This is a genomic window from Kitasatospora sp. NPDC004240 (assembly GCF_053603215.1).
Map to the genome: position 1 here is coordinate 1 of NZ_JBSGFD010000125.1, position 25,631 is coordinate 25,631.

The 25,631-nt window shown below is 75.8% G+C and carries 25 protein-coding genes; 10 read left to right on the forward strand and 15 right to left on the reverse strand.

Annotated features, from left to right (window positions below; translation table 11 throughout):
- Positions 1 to 112 precede the first annotated feature (112 nt).
- On the reverse strand, positions 113 to 1,153 hold the full coding sequence (locus tag ACWEQL_RS28235; protein WP_452153146.1) for a hypothetical protein: 1,041 nt from the start codon (positions 1,151 to 1,153) through the stop codon (positions 113 to 115).
- A 291-nt stretch (positions 1,154 to 1,444) separates the two neighbouring features.
- Between ACWEQL_RS28235 and ACWEQL_RS28240 the strand changes: the two genes are divergently transcribed.
- Together ACWEQL_RS28240 and cobC are read left to right on the forward strand one after the other, a co-directional pair.
- Positions 1,445 to 2,728, forward strand: a complete 1,284-nt coding sequence (locus tag ACWEQL_RS28240; protein ID WP_452153147.1) for a cobalamin biosynthesis protein — start codon at positions 1,445 to 1,447, stop codon at positions 2,726 to 2,728.
- On the forward strand, positions 2,725 to 3,780 hold the full coding sequence (gene cobC, locus ACWEQL_RS28245; protein WP_452153148.1) for an Rv2231c family pyridoxal phosphate-dependent protein CobC: 1,056 nt from the start codon (positions 2,725 to 2,727) through the stop codon (positions 3,778 to 3,780). The genes ACWEQL_RS28240 and cobC overlap by 4 nt, the downstream gene beginning before the upstream one ends.
- A gap of 12 nt (positions 3,781 to 3,792) precedes the next feature.
- Here cobC and ACWEQL_RS28250 read toward each other — a convergent pair whose 3' ends face one another.
- The 7 genes from ACWEQL_RS28250 to ACWEQL_RS28280 all read right to left on the reverse strand — a co-directional run bounded on the left by ACWEQL_RS28250 (position 3,793) and on the right by ACWEQL_RS28280 (position 9,578).
- Positions 3,793 to 4,335 (reverse strand): hypothetical protein, encoded by a 543-nt coding sequence (locus ACWEQL_RS28250; protein ID WP_452153149.1) that lies wholly within the window; start codon positions 4,333 to 4,335, stop codon positions 3,793 to 3,795.
- Positions 4,336 to 4,411: 76 nt separating this feature from the next.
- The gene (locus ACWEQL_RS28255) at positions 4,412 to 4,732 is read right to left on the reverse strand and encodes a DMT family transporter (RefSeq protein WP_452153150.1); all 321 of its coding nucleotides are present in this window, start codon (positions 4,730 to 4,732) and stop codon (positions 4,412 to 4,414) included.
- Positions 4,732 to 5,400, reverse strand: coding sequence for an HAD family hydrolase (locus ACWEQL_RS28260; RefSeq protein ID WP_452153151.1), 669 nt, complete (start codon positions 5,398 to 5,400; stop codon positions 4,732 to 4,734). Before ACWEQL_RS28260 ends, ACWEQL_RS28255 begins: the two co-directional genes overlap by 1 nt.
- Before the next feature lie 54 nt (positions 5,401 to 5,454).
- Positions 5,455 to 6,540, reverse strand: coding sequence for an ABC transporter ATP-binding protein (locus ACWEQL_RS28265; RefSeq protein ID WP_452153152.1), 1,086 nt, complete (start codon positions 6,538 to 6,540; stop codon positions 5,455 to 5,457).
- 25 nt (positions 6,541 to 6,565) lie between these two features.
- Positions 6,566 to 7,405 (reverse strand): ABC transporter permease, encoded by an 840-nt coding sequence (locus ACWEQL_RS28270; protein ID WP_452153153.1) that lies wholly within the window; start codon positions 7,403 to 7,405, stop codon positions 6,566 to 6,568.
- The gene (locus ACWEQL_RS28275) at positions 7,393 to 8,352 is read right to left on the reverse strand and encodes an ABC transporter permease (RefSeq protein WP_452153154.1); all 960 of its coding nucleotides are present in this window, start codon (positions 8,350 to 8,352) and stop codon (positions 7,393 to 7,395) included. Before ACWEQL_RS28275 ends, ACWEQL_RS28270 begins: the two co-directional genes overlap by 13 nt.
- 44 nt (positions 8,353 to 8,396) lie before the next feature.
- Positions 8,397 to 9,578, reverse strand: a complete 1,182-nt coding sequence (locus ACWEQL_RS28280) for an ABC transporter substrate-binding protein (protein WP_452153155.1) — start codon at positions 9,576 to 9,578, stop codon at positions 8,397 to 8,399.
- A 355-nt stretch (positions 9,579 to 9,933) separates the two neighbouring features.
- On the opposite strand from ACWEQL_RS28280, the gene ACWEQL_RS28285 reads away from it, so the two are divergent.
- On the forward strand, positions 9,934 to 10,725 hold the full coding sequence (locus ACWEQL_RS28285; protein ID WP_452153169.1) for a GntR family transcriptional regulator: 792 nt from the start codon (positions 9,934 to 9,936) through the stop codon (positions 10,723 to 10,725).
- A gap of 30 nt (positions 10,726 to 10,755) precedes the next feature.
- Here the strand turns inward: ACWEQL_RS28285 and tmpA are convergent, their stop codons facing one another.
- Positions 10,756 to 12,390: a 2-trimethylaminoethylphosphonate dioxygenase gene (tmpA, locus tag ACWEQL_RS28290; protein WP_452153156.1), complete on the reverse strand. Its 1,635-nt coding sequence runs from the start codon at positions 12,388 to 12,390 to the stop codon at positions 10,756 to 10,758.
- Between the two features lie 155 nt (positions 12,391 to 12,545).
- On the opposite strand from tmpA, the gene ACWEQL_RS28295 reads away from it, so the two are divergent.
- The 4 genes from ACWEQL_RS28295 (at position 12,546) to glnII (ending at position 16,760) form a co-directional block, all read left to right on the forward strand.
- Positions 12,546 to 13,637 carry an amidohydrolase family protein gene (locus ACWEQL_RS28295; RefSeq protein ID WP_452153157.1) on the forward strand — a complete coding sequence of 364 codons (1,092 nt, stop codon included), beginning with the start codon at positions 12,546 to 12,548 and terminating at the stop codon, positions 13,635 to 13,637.
- Positions 13,638 to 13,684: 47 nt separating this feature from the next.
- A complete protein-coding gene (locus ACWEQL_RS28300) occupies positions 13,685 to 14,362 on the forward strand; it encodes a uracil-DNA glycosylase (protein WP_452153158.1) in 678 nt (225 codons plus the stop codon).
- A gap of 157 nt (positions 14,363 to 14,519) precedes the next feature.
- Entirely contained in the window at positions 14,520 to 15,524 is a 1,005-nt protein-coding gene (locus ACWEQL_RS28305; protein WP_452153159.1) for an SCO1860 family LAETG-anchored protein, read from the forward strand.
- Between the two features lie 213 nt (positions 15,525 to 15,737).
- Positions 15,738 to 16,760 (forward strand): glutamine synthetase GlnII, encoded by a 1,023-nt coding sequence (gene glnII, locus ACWEQL_RS28310; protein ID WP_452153160.1) that lies wholly within the window; start codon positions 15,738 to 15,740, stop codon positions 16,758 to 16,760.
- Between the two features lie 220 nt (positions 16,761 to 16,980).
- Here glnII and ACWEQL_RS28315 read toward each other — a convergent pair whose 3' ends face one another.
- From ACWEQL_RS28315 to ACWEQL_RS28335, 5 genes are all read right to left on the reverse strand, one after another.
- Positions 16,981 to 17,673, reverse strand: coding sequence for a phosphonatase-like hydrolase (locus tag ACWEQL_RS28315; protein WP_452153161.1), 693 nt, complete (start codon positions 17,671 to 17,673; stop codon positions 16,981 to 16,983).
- 8 nt (positions 17,674 to 17,681) lie between these two features.
- Positions 17,682 to 18,803: a TIGR03364 family FAD-dependent oxidoreductase gene (locus ACWEQL_RS28320; RefSeq protein ID WP_452153162.1), complete on the reverse strand. Its 1,122-nt coding sequence runs from the start codon at positions 18,801 to 18,803 to the stop codon at positions 17,682 to 17,684.
- A 102-nt stretch (positions 18,804 to 18,905) separates the two neighbouring features.
- Positions 18,906 to 19,436 carry a hypothetical protein gene (locus ACWEQL_RS28325; protein ID WP_452153163.1) on the reverse strand — a complete coding sequence of 177 codons (531 nt, stop codon included), beginning with the start codon at positions 19,434 to 19,436 and terminating at the stop codon, positions 18,906 to 18,908.
- Between the two features lie 66 nt (positions 19,437 to 19,502).
- Positions 19,503 to 20,159: a phosphatase PAP2 family protein gene (locus ACWEQL_RS28330; RefSeq protein ID WP_452153164.1), complete on the reverse strand. Its 657-nt coding sequence runs from the start codon at positions 20,157 to 20,159 to the stop codon at positions 19,503 to 19,505.
- Entirely contained in the window at positions 20,159 to 20,809 is a 651-nt protein-coding gene (locus ACWEQL_RS28335; RefSeq protein WP_452153165.1) for a DedA family protein, read from the reverse strand. The genes ACWEQL_RS28330 and ACWEQL_RS28335 overlap by 1 nt, the downstream gene beginning before the upstream one ends.
- Before the next feature lie 365 nt (positions 20,810 to 21,174).
- Here ACWEQL_RS28335 and ACWEQL_RS28340 point away from each other — a divergent pair, with 365 nt between their 5' ends.
- Positions 21,175 to 22,668, forward strand: a complete 1,494-nt coding sequence (locus ACWEQL_RS28340; RefSeq protein ID WP_452153166.1) for a GAF domain-containing protein — start codon at positions 21,175 to 21,177, stop codon at positions 22,666 to 22,668.
- On the opposite strand, the gene ACWEQL_RS28345 is transcribed toward ACWEQL_RS28340, so the two are convergent.
- Entirely contained in the window at positions 22,617 to 23,120 is a 504-nt protein-coding gene (locus tag ACWEQL_RS28345; protein ID WP_452153167.1) for an SsgA family sporulation/cell division regulator, read from the reverse strand. The genes ACWEQL_RS28340 and ACWEQL_RS28345 overlap by 52 nt on opposite strands.
- 511 nt (positions 23,121 to 23,631) lie before the next feature.
- Between ACWEQL_RS28345 and ACWEQL_RS28350 the strand changes: the two genes are divergently transcribed.
- Positions 23,632 to 24,867 (forward strand): hypothetical protein, encoded by a 1,236-nt coding sequence (locus ACWEQL_RS28350; protein WP_452153168.1) that lies wholly within the window; start codon positions 23,632 to 23,634, stop codon positions 24,865 to 24,867.
- Positions 24,868 to 25,078: 211 nt separating this feature from the next.
- Positions 25,079 to 25,631: TerD family protein (locus ACWEQL_RS28355; RefSeq protein ID WP_452153170.1), on the forward strand; the 553-nt coding region annotated here is incomplete at its 3' end.

Genomic DNA, 25,631 nt, shown 5'->3' on the forward strand with positions numbered 1-25,631 from the left:
CACCGAGAGCGGGCGGTGCGCGGTGCCGTGGTTGGCGATCTCGAACAGCGGTGGGCAGCGGCGGCCTTCCGCCGCCCTGGCGCGGAAGCGCGGAACCCCGGAGGCGGGCCGGTCAGCCCCCGGCGCGGACGTAGATGTCGGCCGCCCCGGGCAGACCGGTGGTCGCCGGGGCCACGTAGATGCGGCGGACGGCGAACGGCTGGGCGCTCGGCGACACGGTGGGCGTGGGGTCCGCGGTGGGCGCGGCCGTCGGGCCGGGGCCCGCCCCGGCCGGGGGACCGGCCGGCGGCTCGGCCGACGGCGACTCGCGCACCTCGGGGGCGTGGATCCGCATCGGGGCGGGCCGCGCCGTCGCCGTCACGGACGCGAGGGTCGGCCCCGGGCCGGCCGTGGCGCCCGCCGTCGCGCCCACCATCGGGTCCGCCGAGGGCTCCGGCCGGTCGTCCGGGCAGTCGCCCTCCTCGTCCTCCGCCTCCTCCCCGGAGGCACCCTCGGTGGCCCCGGGAGAGGCCTCCGAAGTGGCCTCGGGGGTGGCCCCCGCCGAGGCCCCGGGAGGGGCACCCGGCACGGGCGGCGACACCGTCGCGGTGGGACTCGCGGCCGCCCCCGTGGAGGGCGTCGGCGCAGGCACGGAGGTGGGCGTCGCCACGGCCGCGGCCGTCGCCAGGATCTCCTGCACCTCCTCCGGCTCCTCGCCCGCCAGGGCCGCCGTCAGGTCGGCCGGCAGCGCGGTGCGCGGCCCGGGCGCCGGCAGGTCGTAGGTGCGCAGGAAGTCGGCCACGTCGACGTCGTGACCGCCGCTCAGCCGGTAGTGCAGGTAGGCGACCGGGGCGCCGTCCTGGGTGTGGGTGTACACCGCGCCGACCGGTACGTAGTAGCGGCCCGCGCCCGGGTGCTGCGAGGGGTGCAGCCCGGCCAGCCGTTCGGCGCGGTCGCGGTCGGTCTCGGGCGCGACCCGGTCGGCGGACAGCGCGGAGATCCCGCGCACCAGCACCACCCCGGTGAACGCCACGCAGAGCACCAGCCCCACCGCGATGGACCGCCGCAGCACCGGCCGGCCGGACACCGCCGGCCAGGTGTCCGACAGCAGCCGGTCCCCCGGTACGCCGCCCTCGCCGCGCGCTCCACCCGCCTCAGGTCGTGAACCGACCACCGCACCCGCTCCCCCGTGCCACGGCACCCCCTCGTGCCTCCCGCTCTGCTCGACGTGGACCGGCCGCCCGAAGTTCCGGTCAGCCGTACGAGTCGGCCGGACGAGTCGCACGCGTGAGCCTACGGGACCGGGCGGTCAAGCTCACAGGCACCTCGATTGACCCGTCCGCCGGGCCCGTGGTGGGATCTTGTGGCCCGCCACCCGGGCCGCCGGGTGGACAGGGCTCGTCCGACTCCTCGCGTCGCGCGCCCGGCGGGAGTCGTCCGACGAGCCCTACGGAAGGAACACCGGATGATCGGCCTGGTCGCCGTCCACGCCGCGGTCCGACCGCTCGCTCTGGAGCTGCACGCCGCCTGGCCCGACGCCAGCACCGTCCACCAGGCCGTGACCGGCGCCTGCTTCGGCCCCTCCGAGGCCCTGGACCGCGCCCTGCTGGAGTCCCGGCAGGTGGTCTGCCTGGCCCCGCTCACCACCGCCGTCCGGCTGCTCGCCGCCCTGCCGCCGTCCGACTGGTCCGACGGGCACGCCGTGGTCTGCGTCGACCCGGCGCGGCGCTGGGCCGTACCCCTGACCCGCGGCGCCGAGGAGCTGGCCCGGGAGGTGTCGGCCGTCCTCGGCACCACCCCGGTGACCGTCCCCGTGCCCACCGCCGCACCCGGCCCGCTGGACGCGCTGCCCGGCCACGCCGTGCAGGCGACGCGCGGCCCCGGCGGCCTGGCCGCCCGGCAGGCGGTGCTCGACGGCCACCCGGTGCGCCTGGAGGAGGAGCTGGCCCACCCGCTGCCCGCGCTGCCGGGGAACGTCCGCCCCGACGCGCCCGACGGCGCCCCGGTGCTGCGGATCACCGACCGCACGTACCCGGAGGAGGACGTGCTGCTGGTCCACCCGCGCAGCCTGGTGCTGGGGGTGGGCGCGGGCAGTACCGCCGAGGACACCGAGCTGATGCGGCTGATCACGGCCACCCTGGACGCCGAGGGCCTGGCCCGCGCCTCCGTCGCCCGGCTGGCCACGGTGGCGGCGAAGGCCGAGCACCCCGCGGTCCGCTGGGCGGCGTTCTGCCTGGGCGTCCCGGTGGTGGGCCTGCCCGCCGAGGAGCTGGCCGCCGTGGCGGTGCCCCACCCGTCCGGGGCCGTACGGGAGGCCGTCGGCACCCCGAGCGTCGCCGAGGCGGCCGCCCTGCTGGGCTCCGGCGGCGGCGAACTCCTCGTCCCCAAACGGAAGTCGGCGGCCACCACGGTCGCGGTCGCCCGCACCGCGGTGCGCGGACGGCTCGCCGTGGTCGGCCTCGGCCCCGGCGAGCGGGACCTGCTGGTGCCGCGCGCCGTCGAGGAGCTGCGCCGCGCCTCGGTGGTCGTCGGCCCGGCCGCGGACGTCGCCCTGATCGCCGACCTGCTGCGGCCCGGCACCCGCCGGGTCACGGACGGCGAACCGCTGCCGACGGCCGTCGCGCTCGCCGCCCGGGGGCAGGCCGTCTGCCTGGTCGCCACCGGGGACGGTTCGCGGTACGACCCGCCGGAAGGGCGCTACGCGTCGCTGCGCGTCCCCGGCCTCGCCCTCCCAGGAGACCCCTCGTGACCGGCCACATCCCCGCCGAGCCCGACCTGCGCCACCACGGGGACGCCGAGGTGCGCGACTCCGGCCTGGTCGACCTCGCCGTCAACGTCCGCACCGGCACCCCGCCGGGGTGGCTGCGCGAGCACCTGGCCGGGACGCTCGGCGACCTCGCCGCCTACCCGGACCCGACCGCCGCCCGCGCCGCCGTCGCCGCCCGGCACGGCCGGCCCGTCGGGGAGGTGCTGCTCACCGCCGGGGCGGCGGAGGCCTTCGTGCTGCTCGCCCGGGTGGTGACGGCCCGTCATGCCGTCGTGGTGCACCCGCAGTTCACCGAACCGGAGGCTGCGCTGCGGGACGCCGGGCACACCGTGGAGCGGGTGCTGCTGACGCCCGCCGACGGGTTCCGGCTGACGCCCGGCGCCGTCCCGGAGGGCGCCGACCTGGTCGTCGTCGGCAACCCGACCAACCCGACCTCGGTCCTGCACCCGGCCGCCACCCTGGCGGGGCTCGCCCGGCCCGGACGGACCCTGGTGGTGGACGAGGCCTTCATGGACACCGTCCCCGGCGAGCCCGAATCGCTGGCCGCCGCCCGCGCCCTCCCCGGCCGGGTGGTCGTGCTGCGCAGCCTCACCAAGACCTGGGGCCTGGCCGGCCTGCGGATCGGCTACGTCCTCGGCCCGGCGCCGCTGATCGCCGACCTGCAGGCCGCCCAGCCGCTGTGGCCGGTCTCCACCCCGGCCCTGGCGGCCGCGCGGGCGTGCAGCGCCCCCGCCGCGCTCGCCGAGGCCGAGGCCGCCGCCCTCGAACTGGCCGGCCACCGGGCGCACCTGCTGAAGGGCCTGACCGCCCTCCCGGCCGTCCGGACGCACGGCGAGGCCGCGTCCTCCTTCGTGCTGGTGGAGCTGCCGGACGCGGCCCGGGTCCGCGCCCGGCTGCGCGAGCGGGGCTTCGCCGTCCGCCGGGGCGACACCTTCCCCGGGCTGGGCGCGGACTGGCTGCGGATCGCCGTCCGGGACGAGGCCACCACCGACCGCTTCCTGGCCGCGCTCACCGCGGTGCTCGCCGGGGGCTGACCGGCCGTCCCGTCACCCGTCGTCCTCGGCCCACTCGCGCAGCAGGGCGAAGTGCGGCGGCCCCAGTCCGGCCCGGGGGTCCACCCAGAGGGGCAGCGCCGGGGTGGGGTGGTGCGCCTCGATCCACTCGATGTCGGCGGGCCCCAACTCGTCGTCCACCCAGGCGAACGGGCGCCCGGCGGCCCACTCCACGAGGTGGCGGGTCTTCCAGTGCAGGCCGTCCGGGTCCTCGTGGTGCATCCGCGGCCAGGCGACGTACGGCAGCGGGGGCAGCCCGACCAGCGGGGCGATCCAGGTGTTGGCCTCGTCCATCCAGGTCGTCGCCCAGACCAGCTCGTAGGGCAGGGCCAGCAGTTCGGGCCCGTGCGCCGGGTTGATCCACAGCCGCAGCGGCTTGACGTACTCCTGCGGTGTCCGCGGGTGGCGGGCCACCCAGGAGGCCGGTTTCACCCGGTGGGTGCCGTACCCCTCGGGCCGCCGCTGCGGTTTCGCGGCGTACGGGTTCAGCGGGCCGTCGACGTCCAGGAGCAGCAGCGGTGGCGAGGCGGGTGGCATACCCGGCATCGTGGCGGCGGGCGGCGGGAATGGCCAGCGGTTATCCGGACGACCCGGGGCGCCCCCGGCCCCGGCCTCAGTGGCCGCCCCTGAGGTTGAGGACCACCACCCCCGCGATCACCAGGGCGATCCCCAGCCACTGGAGCCTGCCCAGCGTCTCGCCGAAGGCCACCACCCCGATGCCCGCCACCGCCGCGGTGCCGGCGCCGGACCAGACCGCGTACGCGACGGAGACCGGGATGTGCTTGAGCGCGCGGCCGAGCAGCAGGAAGGAGAGCGCGTAGCCGACGCCGACGGCGAGGCTGGGCCAGAGCCGGGTGAAGCCCTCGGTGAGCTTGAGGCAGCTGGTCGCGGCGACCTCGCTGACGATGGCGAGGGCGAGCAGCAGGTACGCCATCAGCGGGCGGGGGTGAGCCGGCCGAGCAGCGCGAGGTCGGCGTCGGCGAGGCTGGGCAGCAGGGTGACCCGGGGGGCGGCGGCGATCGGCGCGGGGGTGGAGGGGACGGCCAGCACCGCGCAGCCGGCGGCGGTGGCGGAGGCGACGCCGGTGGGGGTGTCCTCGACGGCGACGCAGGCGGCCGGGTCGAGGCCCAGGCGGTCGGCGGCGGCCAGGTAGGGGTCGGGTGCGGGCTTGGTGCGCGGGGTGTCCTCGGCGGCGAGGGTGACGGCGAACCAGTCCCGGCCGATGGTGGCGAGCACCAGGTCGACCACCCGGCGCGGCGAGGCGGAGACCAGGGCGGTGGGCACCCGGGCCGCGCGCAGTTCGGCGAGCAGGGCGAGCGCGCCGGGGCGCGGCACGGTGCGGGCGGCGACCTTGCCGGCGAAGGACTCGCCGAGCCGCTCGGCGAGTTCGGCCTCGCTGAGCGCGGTGCCGGTGGCCCGGCGCAGGTGGGCGGCGGTGTGCTCGACGGCCTGGCCGAGGACCTCGGGCAGGTCGGTGTCGTCGAGGGTGTGGCCGAGTTCGCGGGCCAGTTCGCCGGCGGCCTCCAGCCAGAGGTGCTCGGTGTCGACCAGGGTGCCGTCCATGTCGAACAACACGGCGGCGGGATGGGGGTTTTCAGGCATGGCGGTACCTTCGGTGGTGCTCGGTCACGGGGTGGACGGCGAACGGCGGACGGTTCAGACGGTACGCCGGTCGACCAGCACCGGGCGCTCGGGGAGCCGGAGCTCCGCGGCGGAGCCGATCGGCAGCGCGGCCGCCTCGGGGGTCGGCAGGTCGGCCTTGACCTCGGTGCCGTCGGCGAGCCGGACGGTCAGCCGGGTGACGGCGCCCAGGAAGGAGGCGGCGACGACCAGCGCGGGGCCGTCGACGGCCGGGACCAGCACCACGTTCTCCGGGCGGACCAGCACGTGGAGTTCGCCGTCGGCGGGCAGGGCGCCGTCCACGGCGTGCCGGCGGCCGAGCACCTCGACGCCGTCCCCGGCCCGCTCGCAGGGGATGCGGCTCATCGTCCCGACGAACTCGGCCACGAACGCGGTCGCCGGGCGCCCGTACAGCTCGGACGGGGTGGCGCACTGCTCCAGCCGTCCGGCCCGCAGCACGGCGACCCGGTCGGCCATCGACAGGGCCTCCTCCTGGTCGTGGGTGACGAACAGGGTGGTGATCCCCAGCTCCTGCTGCAGGCGGCGGATCTCCTCGCGCAGGGTGAGCCGGACCTTGGCGTCCAGCGCGGACAGCGGCTCGTCCAGCAGCAGGACGCGCGGCTGCAGGGCGAGCGCCCGGGCGAGGGCGATGCGCTGCTGCTGGCCGCCGGACATCTGGTGCGGGTAGCGGCCGGCGTGCTGGGGCAGGCCGACCAGCTCCAGCAGCTCCTGGGCGCGACGGCGGCGTTCGGCCTTGCCGGCGCCACGCATCCGCAGCCCGAAGGCGACGTTGTCGGCGGCGGTGAGGTGCGGGAAGAGGCTGTACGACTGGAACACCATGCCGGCGTCGCGGCGGTGGGCCGGGATCCGGGTGATGTCCTCGGCGTCGACCAGCACCTGGCCGGAGTCGTGCTGCTCGAAGCCGGCCAGGATGCGCAGCGCGGTGGTCTTGCCGCAGCCGGACGGGCCGAGCAGGGCGAGCAGTTCACCGGGGTGGACGGTGAGGTCGAGCCCGTCCAGCGCGGTGGTGGCGCCGAAGGCGCGGCGCAGCGAGCGGAACTCGACGGTGGCGCTGCCGGGGGCGAGCGGGACTCCGGCGACGGGGGCGGTGGCCGTGGTCATGGTGGTACTCCGGGGGTGAGGGGGTTCAGGAGGCGGTCGGCCGGTGGCGCTCGCGGCCGACGGCGGCCAGCAGGAGCAGCAGCACCCAGGTGAGCAGCAGGCTCAGGATGGAGACCGCGACGGACATGTGGGCCTGGCTGTTGCCGACCGAGTAGATCCACACCGGGAAGGGCTCGTAGCCGAGGATCGAGGCGCCGGTGAACTCGCCGAGCACCAGGGCCAGGGTGAGGAAGGAGGCGTTCAGCAGGGCGCCGCGCAGGTTGGGCAGCACCACGGTGAACACCGCGCGCGGCCAGCTCGCGCCGCAGTTGCGGGCGGCCTCGACCAGGGTCCGCACGTCGATCGCGCGCAGGCCGGCGTCCAGGGCGCGGTAGGCGAGCGGCAGGGCCATCAGCACGTACGCGATCACCAGGACCAGCGGGAAGTCCGGGTCCTGGACGAACACGAAGGTCTGGAAGAAGGGCGTCTCCATCAGGTAGTCCGGGCCCCAGCGCAGCACGCCGATGATGCCGGCGGTGAGCGCGACCGGGGGGACGACCAGCGGCAGGGTGCAGAGCACGTCGATCACCGGGCGCAGCCTCGGCGAGCCGAGGCGCACCGCGATCAGCGCGGGCACCAGTAGCAGGAGCAGCACCAGGACGGTGACCACGGCGAGCCGCAGGGTGAGCCAGAGGCTGTCCAGGAAGCCGGGGGCGGCGAGCAGCCCGGTGTAGGCCTCCAGGGAGTAGCCGTCCGGCTCGTCGACGGAGAAGTAGGTGGCGGCGGCGAGCGGCACCAGGAAGTACACGCCGGCGAGCGCCAGGACGACGCCGCGCCAGTAGCGGGGGCGGGGCCGGGTGCGGGCGGCGGGGGTCAGCTGAGCCATCGGGCACTCCGGCGCTGGAGGGGCAGGTAGACGGCCATCACGAGCACCGCGACCACGATCATGTTGAGGCTGAGGGCGAGGGCGAGGTTGCCCTGGCCGACCAGCACGTTGCCGGAGAGCGCGTCGGCGATGGAGCGGCTGACCAGCGGCACGGTGGCGCCGACCATGGCGGCGGCGGTGGCGTACGCGGCGAAGGCGCTGCCGAAGAGCAGCACGAAGCCGCCGAGCAGCGAGGGCAGCAGGATCGGCAGGGCCACGTGGCGCCAGTACTGGAGGGTGGTGGCCCGGTTGTTGTGCGCGGCCTCGCGCCACTGGACCCGCAGGCCGTCCAGGGCCGGGGTGATGGTGAGCACCATCAGCGGGACGAGGAAGTACAGGTAGACGATGGTCAGCCCGGTGAAGGAGTAGAGCGTCCAGCCGTGCTCGGTGAGGTGGAGCAGCTTGGTGACCTCGCCGGCGTTGCCGAGGGTGGCGACGAAGGCGAAGGCGAGCGGCAGGCCGCCGAAGTTGGCGAGCACCCCGGAGGCGGTGAGCACGGCCTGGCGCAGCCAGGTGTGCCGGGAGGTCACCACGGCCTGGGCCAGCGGCAGTCCGATCAGCACCGAGAGGAAGGCGGTGAGCGCGGACAGCTTGAGGCTGCTGAGCATCGCGGTCAGGTAGGCGCCGCTGACCGACTCGGTGAGGTTGTCCAGGGTGAACCGCCCGGCGCCCTCCTCCGCGTCGGTGGAGGTGGTGAAGGCGCCGGTCACGATGGCGACGGCGGGCAGGCCGAAGCCGATCAGGAAGAACAGGAACAGCGGGAGGACGGCGAGCCAGGAGCCGCCGCCCGGGCGGGGGAGGGACCGCCGCCGGGGGGCGGGGGCCGTGGCGGTGGCGGACGCCCCCGCGCCGCCACCGGGGGAGGTGGCGGCGGGGGTGGTCGGCACCGGGGTGGGAGCCGTGGTCATGAGGTGGGTTCAGCCCGTTCGGGTAGGAGTGCCGGGTGCCGGTGTCAGCCGGCGATGGCCTTGGTCCAGTTCTCGGTGACGACCTTCTTGGCCGCGTTGATCTGGTCCACGCTCGGGAAGGTGGTGAAGGGCTTCTCGATGGCGGGCAGCTTGGCGGCGGCCGCGGTGTCGAGGGTGCCGTCCTTCTTCAGGGCGTCGAAGGTGGCCGGGGTGGCGTAGCCGCCGAGGAAGAGGTTCTGGCCCTCGGCGCTGAACACGTACTCCTGCCACAGGCGGGCGGCGGCCGGGTGCGGGGCCCACTTGTTGATGCCCTGGTTGTAGAACTGGGCGTAGCTGCCGTCGGAGGGGATGGAGACCTTCCAGTCGACGCCCTTGTCCTTGAACTGCTCCGCGTAGCCGGCGTTCAGGTAGGACCAGTCGATCGAGATCGGGGTCTCGCCCTTCTCGATGGTGGCCGGGGTGGACTCGACCGGGTTGAAGTTGCCGTTCTGCTTCAGCTTGCCGAAGAAGTCGATACCGGGCTGGACGTTGTCCAGCGAGCCGCCGTTGGCGAGGGCGGCCGCGTAGACGCCGCCGAAGGCCGAGCCGGACTTGGTCGGGTTGCCGTTCAGCGCGACCTGGCCCTTGTACTCGGGCTTGAGCAGGTCGGCGAAGGTCTTCGGGCAGTTGGCGATCTTCTTGGCGTCGCAGCCGATGGAGATGTAGCCGCCGTAGTCGTTGACCCGGGCGCCGCCGGCGTCCTTCATGGTGTCCGGCACCTTGTCGAAGGTGGCGACCTTGTACGGGGCGAGCAGGCCGTCCTTGACCGCCTGGAGGGCGAAGGCGCTGCCGAGGTCGACCACGTCGGGGGCGCGGTCCTGACCCTTGCGGGAGTTGATCGCGTTGATCTCGTCCTGGCTGGAGCCGTCCGGGTTCTCCTCCTCGACCTCGATGCCGTACTTGGCCTTGAAGCCGTCGATGATCTTGCCGTAGTTCGCCCAGTTCCGGGGCAGCGTGATGACGTGCAGCTTGCCCTCCTTCTTGGCGGCGGCGATCAGGCCGTCCATGCCGCCGAGGTCGGCGGCGGAGGTCGCGTCCTTGGCGTCCTTGGCCCCGGGCTTGGCGGCGTCGCCGGCCTTCGCGGTGCCGGACTTCGCGGTGCCGGCGGAGCCGCAGGCGGTGAGGGAGAGCGCGGCGGCGGTCAGGACGGCCGCGAGGGCGGCGGCACGGGCGCGGTGCACGGTCACGGGTGTGTCTCCAGATCGGGGGCGTACGGCTGGCGTACTGCGCGAGGGGCCGCGGGAGGTCCCGCGAGGGGTCTCGGAGTGAGGACGGGCGAAGGGTCCCGGGGTCGCTCCGGGTGAGCGGAGCGGCCCGAGTTGACTAGCCAACTTCGCCGACGGGGGTAAGTACGCCGGAGTCCGGTGACGGGAAGGTGAACGGCCGGCCCAGAACCGGGGTCGGCTGCGGGAACGGTGGAATCACGGCCCCTGCCGCCCGCCCGCCGGGTGCGATGCTTCGGACGCGCAGCGGGATAGGGTCGGGCTGTCCGCGCCGGCACGGGCTGCGCAGGACACCGCCCCAGGAGGGACTTTGACAGACGTGGCGCTGGAACCGGAGCACCCCACGGCCGCCGAACGCCCCGCCCCGGCCGGCGCGCTCTACCGCAAGGTGGCCGCCGACCTGCGCGAGGCCATCACCACCGGCGCGTACGGCGAGGCCGGCCGGCTGCCCGCCGAGGGTGCCCTCGCGGAGCGGTACGGCGTCTCGCGCGGGACGGTCCGTCAGGCCCTCGCGGTGCTCCGCTCCGACGGCCTGGTGACCTCCCGCCGCGGCACCCGCCGGGTGGTGCTCGGCAACGCCCGCGTGCAGAGCTTCTCCGAGCTCCTCAGCTTCACCCACTGGGCCCGTTCGATGGGCGAGGAGCCGGGCGGCATCCTGGACTCGCTGGTCCGCCGCCCGGCCGACGCCGCCGAACGCGAGCAACTGCGCCTGGAGCCCGGCTCCGAGGTGTACGTGACGGTCCGTCTGCGCACGCTCTCCGGCACCCCGGTGATGGTCGAGCGCACGGTCTACCCGCCCCGGGTCGGCGAGATCGTGGCCGAGCTGCCGGCCGACGTGGTCTCGCACACCGAGGTGCTGCGCGAGCACGGCATCCTGTTCACCGACGCCGACCACACCATCGACGTGATCGCCGCCAACGCCGAGGACGCCCGGCTGCTGGGCTGCCGCCGGGGCGGCCCGCTGCTGCGCGAACGGCGCCGCACCACCGACCCGACCGGCACCCCGGTGGAGTGGTCCCAGGACCGCTACCTGCCCGGCACGGTGGCCTTCAGCGTGCACAACTCGCTGGCCACCTCGGCCCTCTCGCGCCACGCGCGCGAGGAGGACTGAGACCGGGGCCGGGCGCCGGCCCCGGGGGCCTCAGCCCATCAGCGCCGCCAGCAGCGGCCGGAAGTGCTCGAACGACGGCGTCGGCGCCCCGGCCCTCTTGGCCCGCTCGTCCCAGCGGCGCACCGCCACCGCGTCCGCCGCACCCGGGTGGGCGGCGAAGGCGGCCACCTCCTCCCCGTCCATCGGGCCGCCCTGCACCCCGAGGGTGTACTCGGAGGCCGCGGAGAGCCCGGCCCGGTACGCCGGCTCGACCGCGCACAAGTAGCGCTTGGCGGCCACGTGGAGGCGCACCGGCCCGGTGACCTCGGGGCCGAACCACCGCGCCAGCCAGTCGGCGCCGGTGTCACCGTGCCGGTTGTCCCGCCCGCCCATCAGGTCCCGTCCGCTCAGGGCACTCCGTCCGCCCAGGGCGTCCCGTCCGCTCAGGGCGCCCCGGAAGTGGCCGACGTCGTGCAGCAGGGCCGCCGCGACCAGGTGTGCCGGGGCGCCCTCGGCCTCGGCCAGCGCGCCGGCCTGGAGCATGTGCTCGGCCATGGTCACCTCCTCGCCCAGGTACTCCCCCGCGCCCTCGCCGGCGAACAGCCCGGCCAGGGTGTCCAGCGCGGCCGCCCGGCGCTCCAGCACCGCGAGCGTCGAGGCGAGCGAGTCCAGATCGGCGTAGCAGCCCTGGAGGTGGCGGGCGCCGTCCCCGCCGAAGGCCGTCCGGGCGTGCAGCAGCCGGACGTTGTCGAAGACCAGGCAGTCCCCCGGGCCGAGCCGGAAGTCCAGCCGCAGCTCCGGGCGCAGGGTGATCGCGGCGAAGCGCCGGTACGCGGCGTAGAAGGCGTCCAGCTCCCCGGCGCTCCCGCGCAGGGTGGCGGTCGAGCGGTTGTTGAAGCGCACCCCGCGGATCCGGCCGAGGCCGTCCACCTCGATCAGCGGGCGCTCGGCGCGCAGTTCGGCGCCCCGGTCGCGGAAGACGAACGGCACGGGGACGCGGGTGAGCACCGCGAAGTCCCCGGGCGCCTGCGCGCGCAGCAGCGCGGCCGCCGCGAAGCCGTCCACCAGCCCGGAGTCGCCGCCCTGCGCCGAGTTCTCCAGGCAGTGCAGCAGTTGGAGGGTGGGCACCGGGTCGCGGTACGGGTTGTCGGTGTGCGGGTCGATGGCGGCGCCGGTGAACGCCAGGTTGGTGGGCTCCGGCTCGACGCGCACGTCGAACAGCTCGCCGTAGTTGGTGACCCGGACGTACCCGAAGGTCGCGGCCACCGCCAGGACCTGCCGCTCCACCGCCGGCACCCCGCGCAGCACCGCGAAGCCGGAGCGCCGTACCGCGCCCAGCACCGCGATCCGCTCCTCGGGGTCGGCCAGGTAGGCGTCCCAGTCCGCCTCCGGGAGGCCGCGGGCGAAGTCGGCCGCCGTCCAGAGCCGCTTGCCCTCCTCGGTGCGCCCGTCGCCCGCGCCCGCGGCGGCCGGCCCGGTCCACGCGGCGAGCCGGTCCAGCGGGTAGCGTGAGCGGTGCCCGTCCGACCAGAGCACCACCAGGTGCCCGTCCTCCTCGGCCCGCTCCGCGACGGCCAGGCCGTCGGGCAGGTCGGTGATCGCGAACAGCTTCTGCCCGCTGCGCGGATCCCGGCACCCGTCGCAGGGGCAGTTGTCGCGCAACCAGTACGGGGACAGCTCGGACATGGTCTCTCCTCCTCGACGATCGGCGAAGTTGTACAGCCAACTTCACCTGTCACAGGAGCCTGCCCGCGGGCGGTGAGACCGAGGTGCCCGGCGGGTGAACGGCCTGCGAACACTGACCCGGGACACCGCCCGGCGCCGTGGGTAGAGTGCGGGCCATGAGCGATGGCGCGGTGCTGCACGTCAGGGGTCGGGTCCTGGTCGGGCCCGAGGAGGTCCGGGACGAGCTCTGGGTGGTGGACGGCCGGGTGACCTTCACCGCGCCGGCCGGCGCCCGGGACGTGCGCACGCTCACCGGCTGGGCGCTGCCCGGCCTGGTGGACGCCCACTGCCACGTCGGCCTGGACGCGCACGGCGCGGTGGACGCCGCCACCAGCGAGAAGCAGGCGCTCACCGACCGCGACGCCGGCACCCTGCTGATCCGCGACGCCGGCTCGGCCGCCGACACCCGCTGGATCGACGACCGCGAGGACCTCCCCCGGATCATCCGGGCCGGCCGGCACATCGCCCGCACCCGCCGCTACATCCGCAACTACGCGCACGAGATCGAGCCCGGCGACCTCGCCGCCTACGTCCGCGCCGAGGCCCGCCGGGGCGACGGCTGGGTCAAGCTGGTCGGCGACTGGATCGACCGCGAGCGCGGCGACCTGGCCGCCTGCTGGCCCGGCGACGCGCTCGCCGAGGCGATCGCGGCGGCCCACGAGGAGGGCGCGCGGGTCACCGCGCACTGCTTCGCCGCCGAGTCCCTGCCGGATCTGCTCGCGGCCGGCATCGACTGCGTGGAGCACGCCACCGGGCTCACCGAGGAGCTGATCCCGGCCTTCGCCGAGCGCGGGGTGGCGATCGTCCCGACCCTGGTCAACATCGCCACCTTCCCGGCCCTGGCGGCCGGCGGCGAGGGCAAGTTCCCCGCCTGGTCCGCGCACATGCGCCGGCTGCACGAGCGCCGCTACGACACGGTCGGCGCCGCGCACGACGCGGGCATCCCGGTCTTCGTCGGGACGGACGCCGGCGGCTCGCTCGCGCACGGCCTGGTCGCCGACGAGGTGGCCGAGCTGGTGAAGGCCGGGCTCACCCCCGCCGAGGCGCTGTCGGCGGCCAGCTGGGGCGCCCGCGCCTGGCTGGGCCGGCCCGGCCTGGAGGAGGGCGCCCCGGCCGACCTGGTGCTGTACGGGGCCGACCCGCGCGCGGACGTCCGGGTGCTGGCGGACCCGGAGTTGGTGGTGCTGAGGGGCCGTCCGATCGGCTGATCGTCCGCGGTGACGCGTTGTCGGTGTGGGCCGATAGGGTGACGACCATGGCACCGCGTCCACTGAACGAGATCGTCGAGCCCGGCTGGGCCACCGCCCTGGAGCCCGTCGCCGGGCGGATCGCCGCCATGGGCGACTTCCTGCGCGCGGAGATCGCCGCCGGCCGTACCTACCTGCCCGCCGGGGCGAACGTGCTGCGCGCGTTCCAGCAGCCGCTCGCCGACGTCCGGGTCCTGATCGTCGGGCAGGACCCGTACCCGACGCCCGGCCACGCCGTCGGCCTGAGCTTCTCGGTGGCGCCGGACGTCCGGCCGATCCCGCCGAGCCTGATCAACATCTACCGCGAGTACGGCACCGACCTCGGCCTGCCGCAGCCCTCCAACGGGGACCTCACGCCCTGGACCGAGCAGGGCGTGCTGCTGCTCAACCGGTCGCTGACCACCCAGCCGCGCAAGCCCGGCGCCCACAAGGGCAAGGGCTGGGAGGCGGTCACCGAGCAGGCGATCAAGGCGCTGGTGGCGCGCGGCGGCCCGCTGGTGGCGATCCTCTGGGGCAGCGACGCCCGCAACCTGCGCCCGCTGCTGGGCAACGTCCCGACGGTCGAGTCGGTCCACCCGAGCCCGATGTCGGCGGACCGCGGCTTCTTCGGCTCCCGGCCGTTCAGCCGGGCGAACGAGCTGCTGGTGCGGCAGGGCGCGCAGCCGGTGAACTGGCAGCTGCCTTAGCCCGGCGGACAGGCCCGGCACGGCGGGCGACCGAAACGGTCAGCCCCGGACGTCCACCTCACCCTAACGAGTGAAATGACGTTCAGTGTTACTCATGTGACGGATCGTTCGAGAAGACTGGCGCGCTCCAACGCACACCAGACCCGGGGATCCCACCATGCCTTCGCACCGGACCACGTCCAGCCGAATCGTTTCCTCAGCCGCCGCCGTGGTGGTCTGCTCGCTGCTCACCGCCTCACCGGCGGTGGCCACCGGGCCCGCCCCGGCGCCGGCCGGCCGGGCCGCTGCCGTCACCGCCGAGCTCGACCTGGAGGTCGGCCTGGCGAACCGCGCGGTGGTCGTCCCGGTGAAGGTCTCGCTCAACCGGGTCGAGACCCCGCAGCAGCGCGTGGGGGCACCTCCCGGCCCCCAGGCCGGGGGAGGCTCGATCCTCACCGCCACCGTGGACGGCGTCGACCAGAAGGGCCCGGTCACCCTGGTCAAGGCCGACCTCGGCCGCTCGGAGACCCGCGCGGACGCGAACGGCACCGGCGCCTCCGTCCGGCTGGTCAACGCCGACGTGCACGCCCCCGGTCTGCCCGCCACCACCCTGCTCGGCCTGGAGGCGCTCAGCGCCGAGGCGACCTGCCCGGTCGACGGGCAGCCGACCGCGAACGTCACCGCGCCGGCCCGGGTCAGCGTCCTCGGGCAGCCGGTCACCGTCGGCCTGTACAGCCCGACCACGGTGGAGGTGCCGCTGATCGGCAGCGTCTCGGTGGAGTTCTCGCGGCGCACCACCACCTCGACCACCGCCGCCGCCTCCGCGCTGGAGGTCAAGGTGGAGGTGAACCCGCTCAATCTGAACGTCGCCCGGGTCAGCGGCCGGATCACGGTGGCCTCGGTGAGCTGCGAGAAGCCCGGCGGCCCGGCCCCGGCCACCACCCCGGCCACCAGCACGCCCGCAGCCACCACACCCGCCGCGGTGCGGCCCGCCGTCGACCAGGGCACCCGGGCCGCCCGGCCCGCCCCGCGGGCCGGCGCCGAGGAGGGCGGACACCTCGCCGCCACCGGCGGCGGCGCCACCGTCCCGCTGGCCGCCGGGGCGGGCGCCCTGCTGCTGGCCGGGGCCGCCGCCCTCCTGGCCACCCGCCGGCGCCGGGCCGCGCACGCCCGGAAGCACTGACGCACGGGCCCCGGAAGCACCGGCGTACGGGCGCCGGCGACGCCGAGGGCGGCACCGCGGCCCCCGGGAGTGCCATCCGCGGCACTCCCGGACAGTGACCGTGCCGACGCGGACGGTTGGTTCACATGCGCGTTACATGAGGGGAACAACCGGGAAACGGCGACTTGCGACGCTACGCGGGCACCCACCACTCAGTTTGCGAGGTACACCGCCGTGGCAATCAAGGCCGAGTACATCTGGATCGACGGCACCAAGCCGACCGCCAAGCTCCGCTCCAAGACTCGGGTCCTGCCCAACGCGGACAAGATCCCGACCTGGGGCTTCGACGGCTCGTCGACCAACCAGGCCGAGGGCCACGCCTCGGACCGCGTGCTGGAGCCGGTGAAGGTCACCAAGGACCCGATCCGCGGCGGCGACAACATCCTGGTCCTCTGCGAGGTCCTGGAGACGAACGGTACCGCGCACGAGTCGAACACCCGCGCCCTGCTGCGCGAGGTCGCCGAGAAGTACTCCGCCCAGGAGTCGATCTTCGGCATCGAGCAGGAGTACACCTTCTTCAAGGGTTCCCGCCCGCTCGGCTTCCCGGAGGGCGGCTACCCGGCCCCGCAGGGCGGCTACTACTGCGGTGTCGGCGCCGAGGAGGTCTTCGGCCGCGAGATCGTCGAGCTGCACCTCGACCGCTGCATGGACGCCGGCCTGGCGATCTGCGGCATCAACGCCGAGGTCATGCCCGGCCAGTGGGAGTTCCAGATCGGCCCGGTCGACGCGCTGACCGTCTCGGACGACCTGTGGATCGCCCGCTACCTGCTCTACCGCACCGCCGAGGAGTTCGGCATCGACGCCACCCTGGACGCCAAGCCGGCCCGTGGCGACTGGAACGGCGCGGGTGCGCACACCAACTTCTCCACCAAGGCCATGCGTGAGGGCTACGACGCCATCATCACCGCCTGCGAGTCGCTGGGTGCCTCGCAGGAGATCGTCCTGGAGCACGTCAACCAGTACGGTGACGACATCCAGTCCCGCCTGACCGGCAAGCACGAGACCGCCCCGTGGAACGTCTACAGCTACGGCGTCTCCAACCGTGGTGCCTCGGTCCGCATCCCGTGGCAGGTCGAGGTGGAGCAGAAGGGCTACATCGAGGACCGTCGCCCGAACGCGAACGTCGACCCCTACGTGGTCACCCGCCTGCTGATCAACACCTGCTGCGAGGCCCTGGAGAAGGCCGGCCAGGTCTGATCCGCGCCCCCCGCGAGGTTCCACGGAGCCCGTCGCCCCACCCCCTCCCGGGGGCGGGACGGCGGGCTCCGTCGCGCTCCCCGGCCGTACGGGCGAGGCGGGGGCCACCCGTCGGACGGCCCCGGCCCGGCCCCTTCCCCTTCCCCGGCCCCGGACCCGGCCCCGGCCCGGCCCCTTCCCCTTCCCCGGCCCCGGCCCCGGCCCCGGCCCCGGACCCGGCTCAGCCCAGCAACGCCGGCAGCTCCGCCACCGAGGCCAGCACATGGGTGGCCCCGTCGGCCCGCAGCCGCTCCTCGCCGTGCGCGCCGGTGAGCACCCCGGCCACCACCGGGGCCCCGGCCCGGATGCCGGTCAGCATGTCGTAGCCGGTGTCCCCGGCCACCGCGATCTGCCGCACCGAGTCGGTCCCGGTGCGCAGCAGCGCCGTCAGCGCCAGGTCCGGGTACGGGCGGCCGCGCCCGGCCTCGGCGGGGCAGAGCGTCAGGTCGGCGATCGACTCCCAGCCGAGGGCGGCCAGGATGCGGTCCTGGGTGGCCCGGGAGAAGCCGGTGGTGAGCACCACCGTGCGCCCCCGGCCGCGGAGTTCGGCGATCGCCTCGGCGGCGCCGGGCAGCGCGGCGCAGTGCCCGGCGTCCACCAGGTCGTGGTAGGCGGCCTCGAAGGCCCGGTTGGCCCGCTGCGCCTTCTCCTCCGCGCCGAACAGGTGGCGGAACACCGAGATCTTGGACTCGCCCATGGTGGCCCGGACGTGCTCCAGCATGCGGGCGTGCTCCGGGCCGCCGGCCTCGACGCCGAGCTCGCCGGCGGCGGCCGCGAAGGCCCGTTCGACCAGTCCGTCGTCGGCGACCGTGGTGCCGGCCATGTCGAGCACGACCAGCCGGATGTCGTGGGTGTCGTGGATTCCAGGGGTCATGACGTCCTTCACAGGGAGGCGAGGTCGGCGGTGGTCTCGGCGATGGCGGGCGAGCAGGTCATGCCGCGGCCGCCCGGCCCGGTGACCAGCCAGACGCCGTCGGCGACCCGCTCGCGGTGGACGACCCGGGTGGTGTCCACGCACTGCGCGTACACCCCGGCCCAGCGGCGGCGCACCCGGGGCAGCGGGCGGCCCAGCAGCGCCTCGGCCACGCCCGCCAGGTGGTCGTACGGGTCCTCGACCACGTCGAAGCCGAAGGGCTGGTCGTACTCGTGGGTGTCGCCGATGGTCAGCCCGCCGTCGTGGCGCTGGACCATCAGCAGCTGCATCCGGTGTTCGGCGGCGACCGGCGGCTGCGGCTGGACCTCCTTGAGCCGCTCCAGCGCGCCCCCGGCGAAGGCCGGGTAGTAGCGGAAGCTGTCCCCGTCGGCGACCGAGGTGGTCAGCGGCTCGTCCAGCGGGTCGGTCTGCATCATCTGCAGCCGCACCCGGCGCACGGGCAGGTCGGGCGCCAGCTCGCGGACCAGCCCGCCCAGCCAGGCGCCGGTGCACAGGATCACCTGGTCGCCGCGGTGCACCTCGCCGTGGTCGTCGCGGACGGCGCCCGCCCCGGTCACCTCGCGGACCTCGCGCCCGGGCAGGAAGGTGTAGCGACCGGAGGCCAGCAGGGCCCGGCGCAGGGCGGGCTGGGCGGTGCGCGGCTCGACGGCGGCGTCGCGCTCGCACCACAGGGCGCCCAGCAGCTCGCCGCGCAGCGCCGGGTTCAGCTCCCGGGTGCGCCGCGGGTCGAGCAGCCGGTAGCCGCGCGCGTCGGCGTCCGGCAGGGTCGTCGCCTGCTCGGCGACGGCGAGTTCGGCCTCGGTGCGGATCGCGGTGAGGGAGCCGTTGGCCCGGAACCCGAGGCCGGGCACCCGGGCGCCGATCCCCTCCCACAGTTCGCGGGCGCGCAGCGCGGTGGCCAGTTCCTCCCCCGGGGCGCGGCCGCTGACCCAGACCAGCCCGAAGTTGCGCACCGAGGCGCCGCGCGCCTCGGCCTCCCGCTCCAGGTGGACCACCTCATGGCCGCGTTCCACGGCCTGCCAGGCGTGCATGGTGCCGAGCACGCCCGCTCCTACGACGATGACTCTCATGCGGCCAGGCTGGTGCGGCCAGATGTCCGCGAGACGTCCGGGCGGGGGCCCGGAGGTGAACCGGCCCGGAAAGTTGTACAGACAACCTGACCGGGCCTGCGCTCACCGGACCACGCGGGCCCGCAGGTGGTTGTGCCGCCCGAGGGCCTGGTCGTCCACCACCGTGATCTCGTCCACCTGGAAGCGGTACAGCGCCGCCGCCCCGCCCCCGTCGAGGAACTGCCGGCGCGCCTCCTCCGCCCGCGCGAACGCCGGGAACCGGCCCTGGTACGCGGCCAGCGCCGCCTGCGCCTGCCACCCCCACGCCTCGCCGGCGCTCCCGGACAGCTGGACCCCCCGCAGCTCCTCGCCGAAGACCGACGGCGGCAGGAAGACGCTCGCGGACGCCCTGGCCTCCTCGGTCAGGTGCAGGCTGTGCCGGGTGGAGCGCGCGCTCACGAAGTACAGGACCAGGTCCTCGTCGTACGCGAAGAAGAGCGGGTTGGCGTGCGGGCCGCGCTCGGGGCCGGCGGTCGCCAGGGTGAGCACCAGGCTCCCGGCGAGGATGCCCTCCACGCCCTTGCGCAGGTCCTCCGCCTTCGCGGGATCCCCGGCGGGCCAGTCACCCTCGGTGACGTCGAGTCGGTACGGCATGGGCGCATCCCTCCACTGGCACGGCCGGTCCGGGCGGCCCCGACGGCAGCGGGAACCTCGCCCGGATCACATGCTCCACCGGCCGTCCCGCCCGCACAAGGGCCGTACGCCCCGGCCGAACCAGGGTCCGAGGACCCCCGCGCGGGCACGGTCGACCAGGGGCGCCGCCCGGGCCGCGAGCAGGGCGAGCGGCGCCGCGACCAGCACCCCCACCAGCGCGCCGACCAGCACGTCGTGCGGGTAGTGCACCCCCACCCAGACCCGGGAGAGCGCCATCGCCGCGGCCGCCGGGACGGCCACCCGGCCCAGCCGCCGGTCGGCCACCAGCAGCGCCGTCGCCGCGGCCGCGGCGGCCACCGAGTGGTTGCTCGGGAACGACCAGTCACCGGGGCCCGGACAGGCCTCCAGGGTGGCGCCGGCCAGCAGCCGGGCGCACGGCCGGCCCTCCTCCACCAGCGACTTGAGGCCCGAGTTCACGGCGAACGCGGCCAGCACCACCGGCGGCGAGGCCAGCACCCGGGCCATCACCGCCGACGGAGCGCCGCGGGCCCGCCACCAGCCGGCCACCATCAGCAGCGCGAACAGCAGCAGCCCGAACGCCGACCAGTACCGCACCATCTGGTCCAGCCAGTGCGGGGAGGCCGCGGCCCAGCCGACCACCCGGGTGTACAGGCCGCCCGAGACGCCGCTGCCGTCGTACACCGCGAGCACGGCCGGGGCCACTAACCGTCACCGCCGTCACCGCCGCGCCGACGCCTCCGGGCGCGGAACACTTCCAGAAGGATCGGGATCACGGAGACAACTACTACCAGACCCACGACGGGTAGCAGATAACGGTCGATATCGGGTACCGACGAGCCCAGCACGTACCCGGCCAGCACCAGCCCGACCGTCCAGAGCAGCCCGCCCGCCACCTGCCAGACGGTGAAGGTGCGCAGCGGCACCCCCAGCACCCCGCAGAGCGGGTTGAGCACCGTCCGCACCACCGGTACGAACCGCGCCAGCACGATCGCCCGGCCGTGCCCGTACCGGGTCAGCAGCACCTCGGCCCGGCCCACCCCCTCCAGCACGCTTCGTCGGCGGGTGCGGCGCATCAACGCGGGACCGCCCCGCCGGCCGATCAGGTAGCCGGTCTGGGCGCCCAGCACCGCCCCCGCGATCGCCGCCGGCAGCACCTGGTACAGCTCCAGCTGCGGCCCCTTCGTGGCGCCGGGCACGCACAGCAGCCCGGCGGTGAACAGCAGCGAGTCACCGGGCAGGAAGAACCCGACCAGCAACCCCGTCTCGGCGAACAGCACCACCGCGATACCGAGCGCCCCGAAGGCCGCGAGCAGCGACGACGCGTCCAACGGGTCCACCGCGAGCGGCAGCACCGGACCTCCCGTACGACACCGGCCCCGGCCCCCGTCCGGGGCCGCACCGGCCCTCCCGCACCCCGATCCTCCGCCGCCGCGCCGCCCCGGGCGACCGGAAGGGCAGGCCGGGACGGCCGGAAGGGCACTCCCGGGTGCCCCCGGGGGCCGACCGGCCCGCCCCCGGCCGGGCACCGCGCCACCCGCCGCCGCGTACCGCCACCCGGGCCCGCGCCCACCCGCCCCGGCCGGGCCGCCGTGTGCCACCCGGGCAAATCCGCCGCGATTGACGGAGTCCGTCCCCCCTGCCCGGCCGCCCCCGTAATCTTTCGTCTGCGCGCGTCGGCCCCGGCGTGCCGACGGTGACGGCGGCGAGGAGTGACCGAGTGCGGCAGACCGGACGGCAGAACCGACGCCCCCAGCGCCGTCCCGCGCCGACCATGGCCGAGCTGGCCGAGGTCCACGACCGCACCTTCTCCGACGGGCCGGACGACGGTCCCGCCGCCCTCCGCGGCCCCTCCCCGCGCGAACCGGCACTCTCCCCCCGCCCCGAGATCGAGGACTCCTGGGCGCGACTGCGCCGACTGGGCCTGGACCCCGAGCGCGGCGCCGCCACCGTGCACCTGGGGCCCGCCGAGATCGAGCACCGCCGGCGCGCCAGCGGCCTCGACGACCTGCTGCCCGTCCTGCGCGACACCGTGCTCGCCCCCACCGGGCAGACCCCGCTGATCCTCGCCATCGCCGACGCCGAGGGCCACGTGCTGTGGCAGGAGGGCGAACGCCGGCTGCGCCGCAGCGCCGACCGGATCGGCTTCCTCACCGGCGCCCGCTGGACCGAGGAGAGCGTGGGCACCAACGGGATCGCCGCCGCGCTGCGCGCCGGACGCCCGATGCACGTCCACTCCTTCGAGCACTACCTGCGCAGCCACCACGCCTGGACCTGCGTGGCCGCGCCGATCCACGACCCCGGCACCGGCCGGCTGGCCGGCGTGATCAACCTCAGCGGCCCCGCCCACCACGTGCAGCCGTACCTGCGCCAGCTCACCGCCACCGCCGCCCGCCTCGCCGAGGCCGAGCTGCGCGCCCGCCGCCTGGAGTCACTGCACCGGCTGCGCACGGTCGCCACCCCGCTGCTGGCCCGGACGGACGGCCCGGCCCTGGTGGTCGACGCGGCCGGCTGGACCGCCGCCGCGGCCGGGATGCCGCCGCCCGCCCGGCTGCGGCTGCCCGCCGAGGGCTGGGGCACGTCCGCGGTGCAGTGGCTGCCGACCCTCGGCGAGTGCGTGGTGGAACCGCTCGCGGACGGCTGGCTGATCCGGCCGGTGCTCGCGCCGGGCGGGATCGGCCCGGACGGCGACGCGGCGGCCGAGCAGACCGAGGGCGCCCGGCTCCGGCTGGACCTGCGCCGCCCCGAACGGCCCGAGCTGTCGGTGAGCGGCGCCGCCGGCGCCTGGTCGCACGCGCTCACCCCGCGGCACGCCGAGCTCCTGCTGCTGCTCGCCACCGAGCGCGGCGGGCGCAGCGCCGCCCAGCTCGCCGACGGCCTGTTCGGCGACCCCGGGCGGACGGTCACCGTGCGCGCCGAGCTGTCCCGGCTGCGCCGCTACCTGGGCGGTCTGCTGGCCCACCGGCCGTACCGCTTCGCCGAATCGGTGCTGGTCACGGTGGACGGCCCGGACGATCCGTACGACCTGCTGCCGGCCTCCTCGGCGCCCGCCGTGCGCCGGCTGCGGACCGGGCTCGCGGCGGGCACGGCCCGGCTGCCGGGCCGGCGCGGGCCGCGGCTGCCGGCCGCGGCGCACCCGTCGGCCCAGCGGCAGGGGGCCGGTCAGCAGCCGCCCGCGAGCAGTGCGGACAGCTGGGCGTCGGTGGGGCCGTAGGAGCGCTCGGCCTCCTCGGAGACCAGCGCGTACGTCCGGTCCAGCCAGGCCTGCACCCGGGGCTTGGAGACCTCCAGCAGGGCGCTGCCGTGCGGAGATTCGAGCGCCAGGTGGAGCGTCGAGCCGTGGCAGGGGCAGTACGCCGGCCACAGCTTGACGTCGCCCTGCCCGCTCAGGGCGACCAGTCCGTCGCGCAGCAGGTCCCGGGAGAACACCCAGTCGGCCTCGTCCGGCCGGCCCAGGTGGAAGGTCAGCAGCACCTCGTACGGCCGCTCGGCGGCGAAGCGGAACCGGGTCCGCACCTCGCCGACGACCTCCTCGCCCAGCGAGATCCGCAGGTTCAGCACCTCCTCCACCGCCGCCGGAGCGGCGGTGGAGCCTGCCTCATCGCCGCCCGTGGGGGTAGCGGCGAGAGGGGCACTGGAGGGTGCTGGCAGGGGGTCGGGCGGCATGACGATCTCTCCGGGAACGGCGTGGGATGCCATCAGCGTGCGTCACGGCGGTCCGCGGCGGCAAGGGTTGCAAGGAGGTTGCAATAATCCCCGGCCCGCCCCGGGAGTCCTTACCGACGGCGGCCCGCGACCACCGGACGACTTGTCAGACGGACCGTCAACTTCCGTTGCCGGAACGGAAGTCCGATGCGTGGATCGAATCCGTCCACGGGTCGGTCGCATTCCGGGTCACCGCTGCTACGCTCATGAACCCCTGCCCGCGCGGGCACCCGCGCGCGGACCCGCGCACGCCCTCCCGGCGGTGCCCGCCGCGCCACCGCGGCCCGCGACCTGGCGGGGTGGGGATGCGTCAGGACGGGGACATGTCAGTCCGCCGAACGGCGCATGGGAGAATACGGCGTCGGCCGCGGCGAGTTGGACCGGCGACACCGTGAAACGCCGACGGCCGCGACGACGATGGCAGCAGCGGCAGCGGCGGGATCAGACGGCTTTCCAGCGGAGGAGGGGTCCGGTGCAGCTCCGGGACGACACCGAGGAGGCGGTCCGCGCCTGCGTCACACGGCAGGGACGGCACTGCCGGCCCAGGCCGTTCGGCGGACGGCTGCGCCTGCCCACGCTCCGCTTCTCCGGTGCCGCGATGGCGATGTCCACCGTGGTCGGCATCAGCATCGCCACCACCTACCTCCTCAACGAGCAGCAGGGCGTGGGCCGCCGGGCCGGGGTCGCCCGGGTCGGCACCACCGCCCCGCCCGGCGACACCTCCCCCGACCGGCCGCGGCCCGTCTCCGACGACCGGCACGACGGCCCGGCCGGTCAGCCGTCCGCCTCCGCCGGCACCACCACCCCGCCCCGGACACCCTCCCCCGCCCCGCACGGCGCGAAGCCCGCCACGACACCGCCCGCCACCGCGCCCGCCACCGCGCAGGCCACCACCCCGGCCCCGACCGGCTCCGGGGCCGCCACCCCGGTCGGCACCCCCTCGCCGACGGCCCCCGGGCCGCAGGAGGCCGAGGCCGGGTCGGGCCTGCCCCAGGCGCCGCCCACCGAGCCCGGCGCCGAACCCGCCGGGCAGCCCCACACCGGCCCGCGCCCGCTGAGCACCGCCCCGGCCCTGCCCGACCCGGTCATCCCCGACGCCCCCGCGGCGGCCGGCGCCGACCAGGGCGCGTCCGGCCCCGGCGACGGGATCGGCACCGGCACCGGCCCCGGTGGGATCGACGCCGGGAAGGGCACCGGGGGCGCCGACGGGTACGACGACGTCTCGTACGAGCCCGGCGACCCGGACGACGAGTGGGCCGACCCGGTCCTCGCCGGCGCCGCCACCGTGCAGCCGATCGGCCGCGACGGCGGCACCCGGCACGTGCTGACGCTGACCGTGACCGAGTCGCTGACCGCCTTCCAGGCGGAGTTCCGGCTCGCGGCCGGCGACCTCGCCGCGGGCCCGGGCACCACCTGGACCGACCTGCCCGAGTCCGTGGTCACCGTCCAGCAGGAGCGCGGCACCCTGCTCTACCGCTTCACCGTGCGACCCGGCGCCGACCTCCCGCCCGGCCGGTACACCCTGGGGGTGCGCGGGGCCGTCACGGCCGGCGTCACGGCCCCGGCCAAGACCGTCACGGAGAGCTGGAGCGCGAGCGGGTTCGGCATCGACCGGCCGCGCGCGGTCGCCGCCCTCGGCGCCTTCGAGCGGCCGGGGTCCGAACCGGCCGCCCCGACCCGGGCCGTCCTGGTCGCCACCACCCGCTGAGCCCTGCCCGCCGGGCACCACCCGCCGAGCGCCGCCGGACCCGTACGCCGGCCCCGGCGCTCCGGCGGCGCCGACCCGCCCTGCGGCCATACGATCCGACAGCTCACGGCCCGTCTGCCGACCGCTTCGCCATGCCGGTTCGTTACTGTGGGGGCCACCGCACCGTCGCAGTGCGGATCCCGCATCCGAGGAGGAGTTCGTGTCCACGGTCCTGACCCAAGGCGGCAACGCCCCGCTGACCGCCGCGCGGGTGACCGTCGAGGTCACCGCGCCCAAGGCGCTGGACGTCTCGGGCCTGCTGCTCACCGATGCCGGAAAGGTCCGTTCGGACGCCGACTTCGTGTTCTTCAACGCCCCCCAGGGCCCCGGTGTGACCCACCGGCCGGCCACCCCGGGCAGCCCGGACGCCATCACCATCGACACCCGCGCCGTCCCGGCCGGCATCACCAAGATCGTGGTGACCGCCAGCCCGGACGAGGCCGGCACCCCGTTCGCGGGCATCGAGCCCACCGCGACCGTCCGCGACGCCGACACCGGCGAGGTGCTGGTCACCTTCACCCCGCCGCAGCTGACCCGGGAGACCGCGCTGATCGTGGTCGAGGTCTACCAGCGCAACGGCGCCTGGAAGGTCCGCGCCGTCGGCCAGGGCTACGCCAACGGCCTCGCCGGCATCGCCACCGACTTCGGCGTCACCGTGGACGACGAGCCGACGCCCGCCGCCGCCCCGCAGGCCGCGGCCCCCGCGCCCGCCCCGCCGGCCGCCC

Bases quoted from the DNA above. Each gene is read 5' to 3' on its own strand.
- ACWEQL_RS28345 (WP_452153167.1), bottom strand. From the start codon at position 23,120: ATGCCGCCCGACCCCCTGCCAGCACCCTCCAGTGCCCCTCTCGCCGCT.
- ACWEQL_RS28255 (WP_452153150.1), bottom strand. From the start codon at position 4,732: ATGGCGTACCTGCTGCTCGCCCTCGCCATCGTCAGCGAGGTCGCCGCG.
- ACWEQL_RS28325 (WP_452153163.1), bottom strand. From the start codon at position 19,436: ATGCCGTACCGACTCGACGTCACCGAGGGTGACTGGCCCGCCGGGGAT.
- tmpA (WP_452153156.1), bottom strand. From the start codon at position 12,390: ATGTCCGAGCTGTCCCCGTACTGGTTGCGCGACAACTGCCCCTGCGAC.
- ACWEQL_RS28295 (WP_452153157.1), top strand. From the start codon at position 12,546: ATGAGCGATGGCGCGGTGCTGCACGTCAGGGGTCGGGTCCTGGTCGGG.
- ACWEQL_RS28305 (WP_452153159.1), top strand. From the start codon at position 14,520: ATGCCTTCGCACCGGACCACGTCCAGCCGAATCGTTTCCTCAGCCGCC.
- ACWEQL_RS28315 (WP_452153161.1), bottom strand. From the start codon at position 17,673: ATGACCCCTGGAATCCACGACACCCACGACATCCGGCTGGTCGTGCTC.
- ACWEQL_RS28275 (WP_452153154.1), bottom strand. From the start codon at position 8,352: ATGACCACGGCTCCCACCCCGGTGCCGACCACCCCCGCCGCCACCTCC.
- ACWEQL_RS28300 (WP_452153158.1), top strand. From the start codon at position 13,685: ATGGCACCGCGTCCACTGAACGAGATCGTCGAGCCCGGCTGGGCCACC.
- ACWEQL_RS28260 (WP_452153151.1), bottom strand. From the start codon at position 5,400: ATGCCTGAAAACCCCCATCCCGCCGCCGTGTTGTTCGACATGGACGGC.
- ACWEQL_RS28270 (WP_452153153.1), bottom strand. From the start codon at position 7,405: ATGGCTCAGCTGACCCCCGCCGCCCGCACCCGGCCCCGCCCCCGCTAC.
- ACWEQL_RS28240 (WP_452153147.1), top strand. From the start codon at position 1,445: ATGATCGGCCTGGTCGCCGTCCACGCCGCGGTCCGACCGCTCGCTCTG.
- ACWEQL_RS28265 (WP_452153152.1), bottom strand. From the start codon at position 6,540: ATGACCACGGCCACCGCCCCCGTCGCCGGAGTCCCGCTCGCCCCCGGC.
- ACWEQL_RS28250 (WP_452153149.1), bottom strand. From the start codon at position 4,335: ATGCCACCCGCCTCGCCACCGCTGCTGCTCCTGGACGTCGACGGCCCG.
- ACWEQL_RS28320 (WP_452153162.1), bottom strand. From the start codon at position 18,803: ATGAGAGTCATCGTCGTAGGAGCGGGCGTGCTCGGCACCATGCACGCC.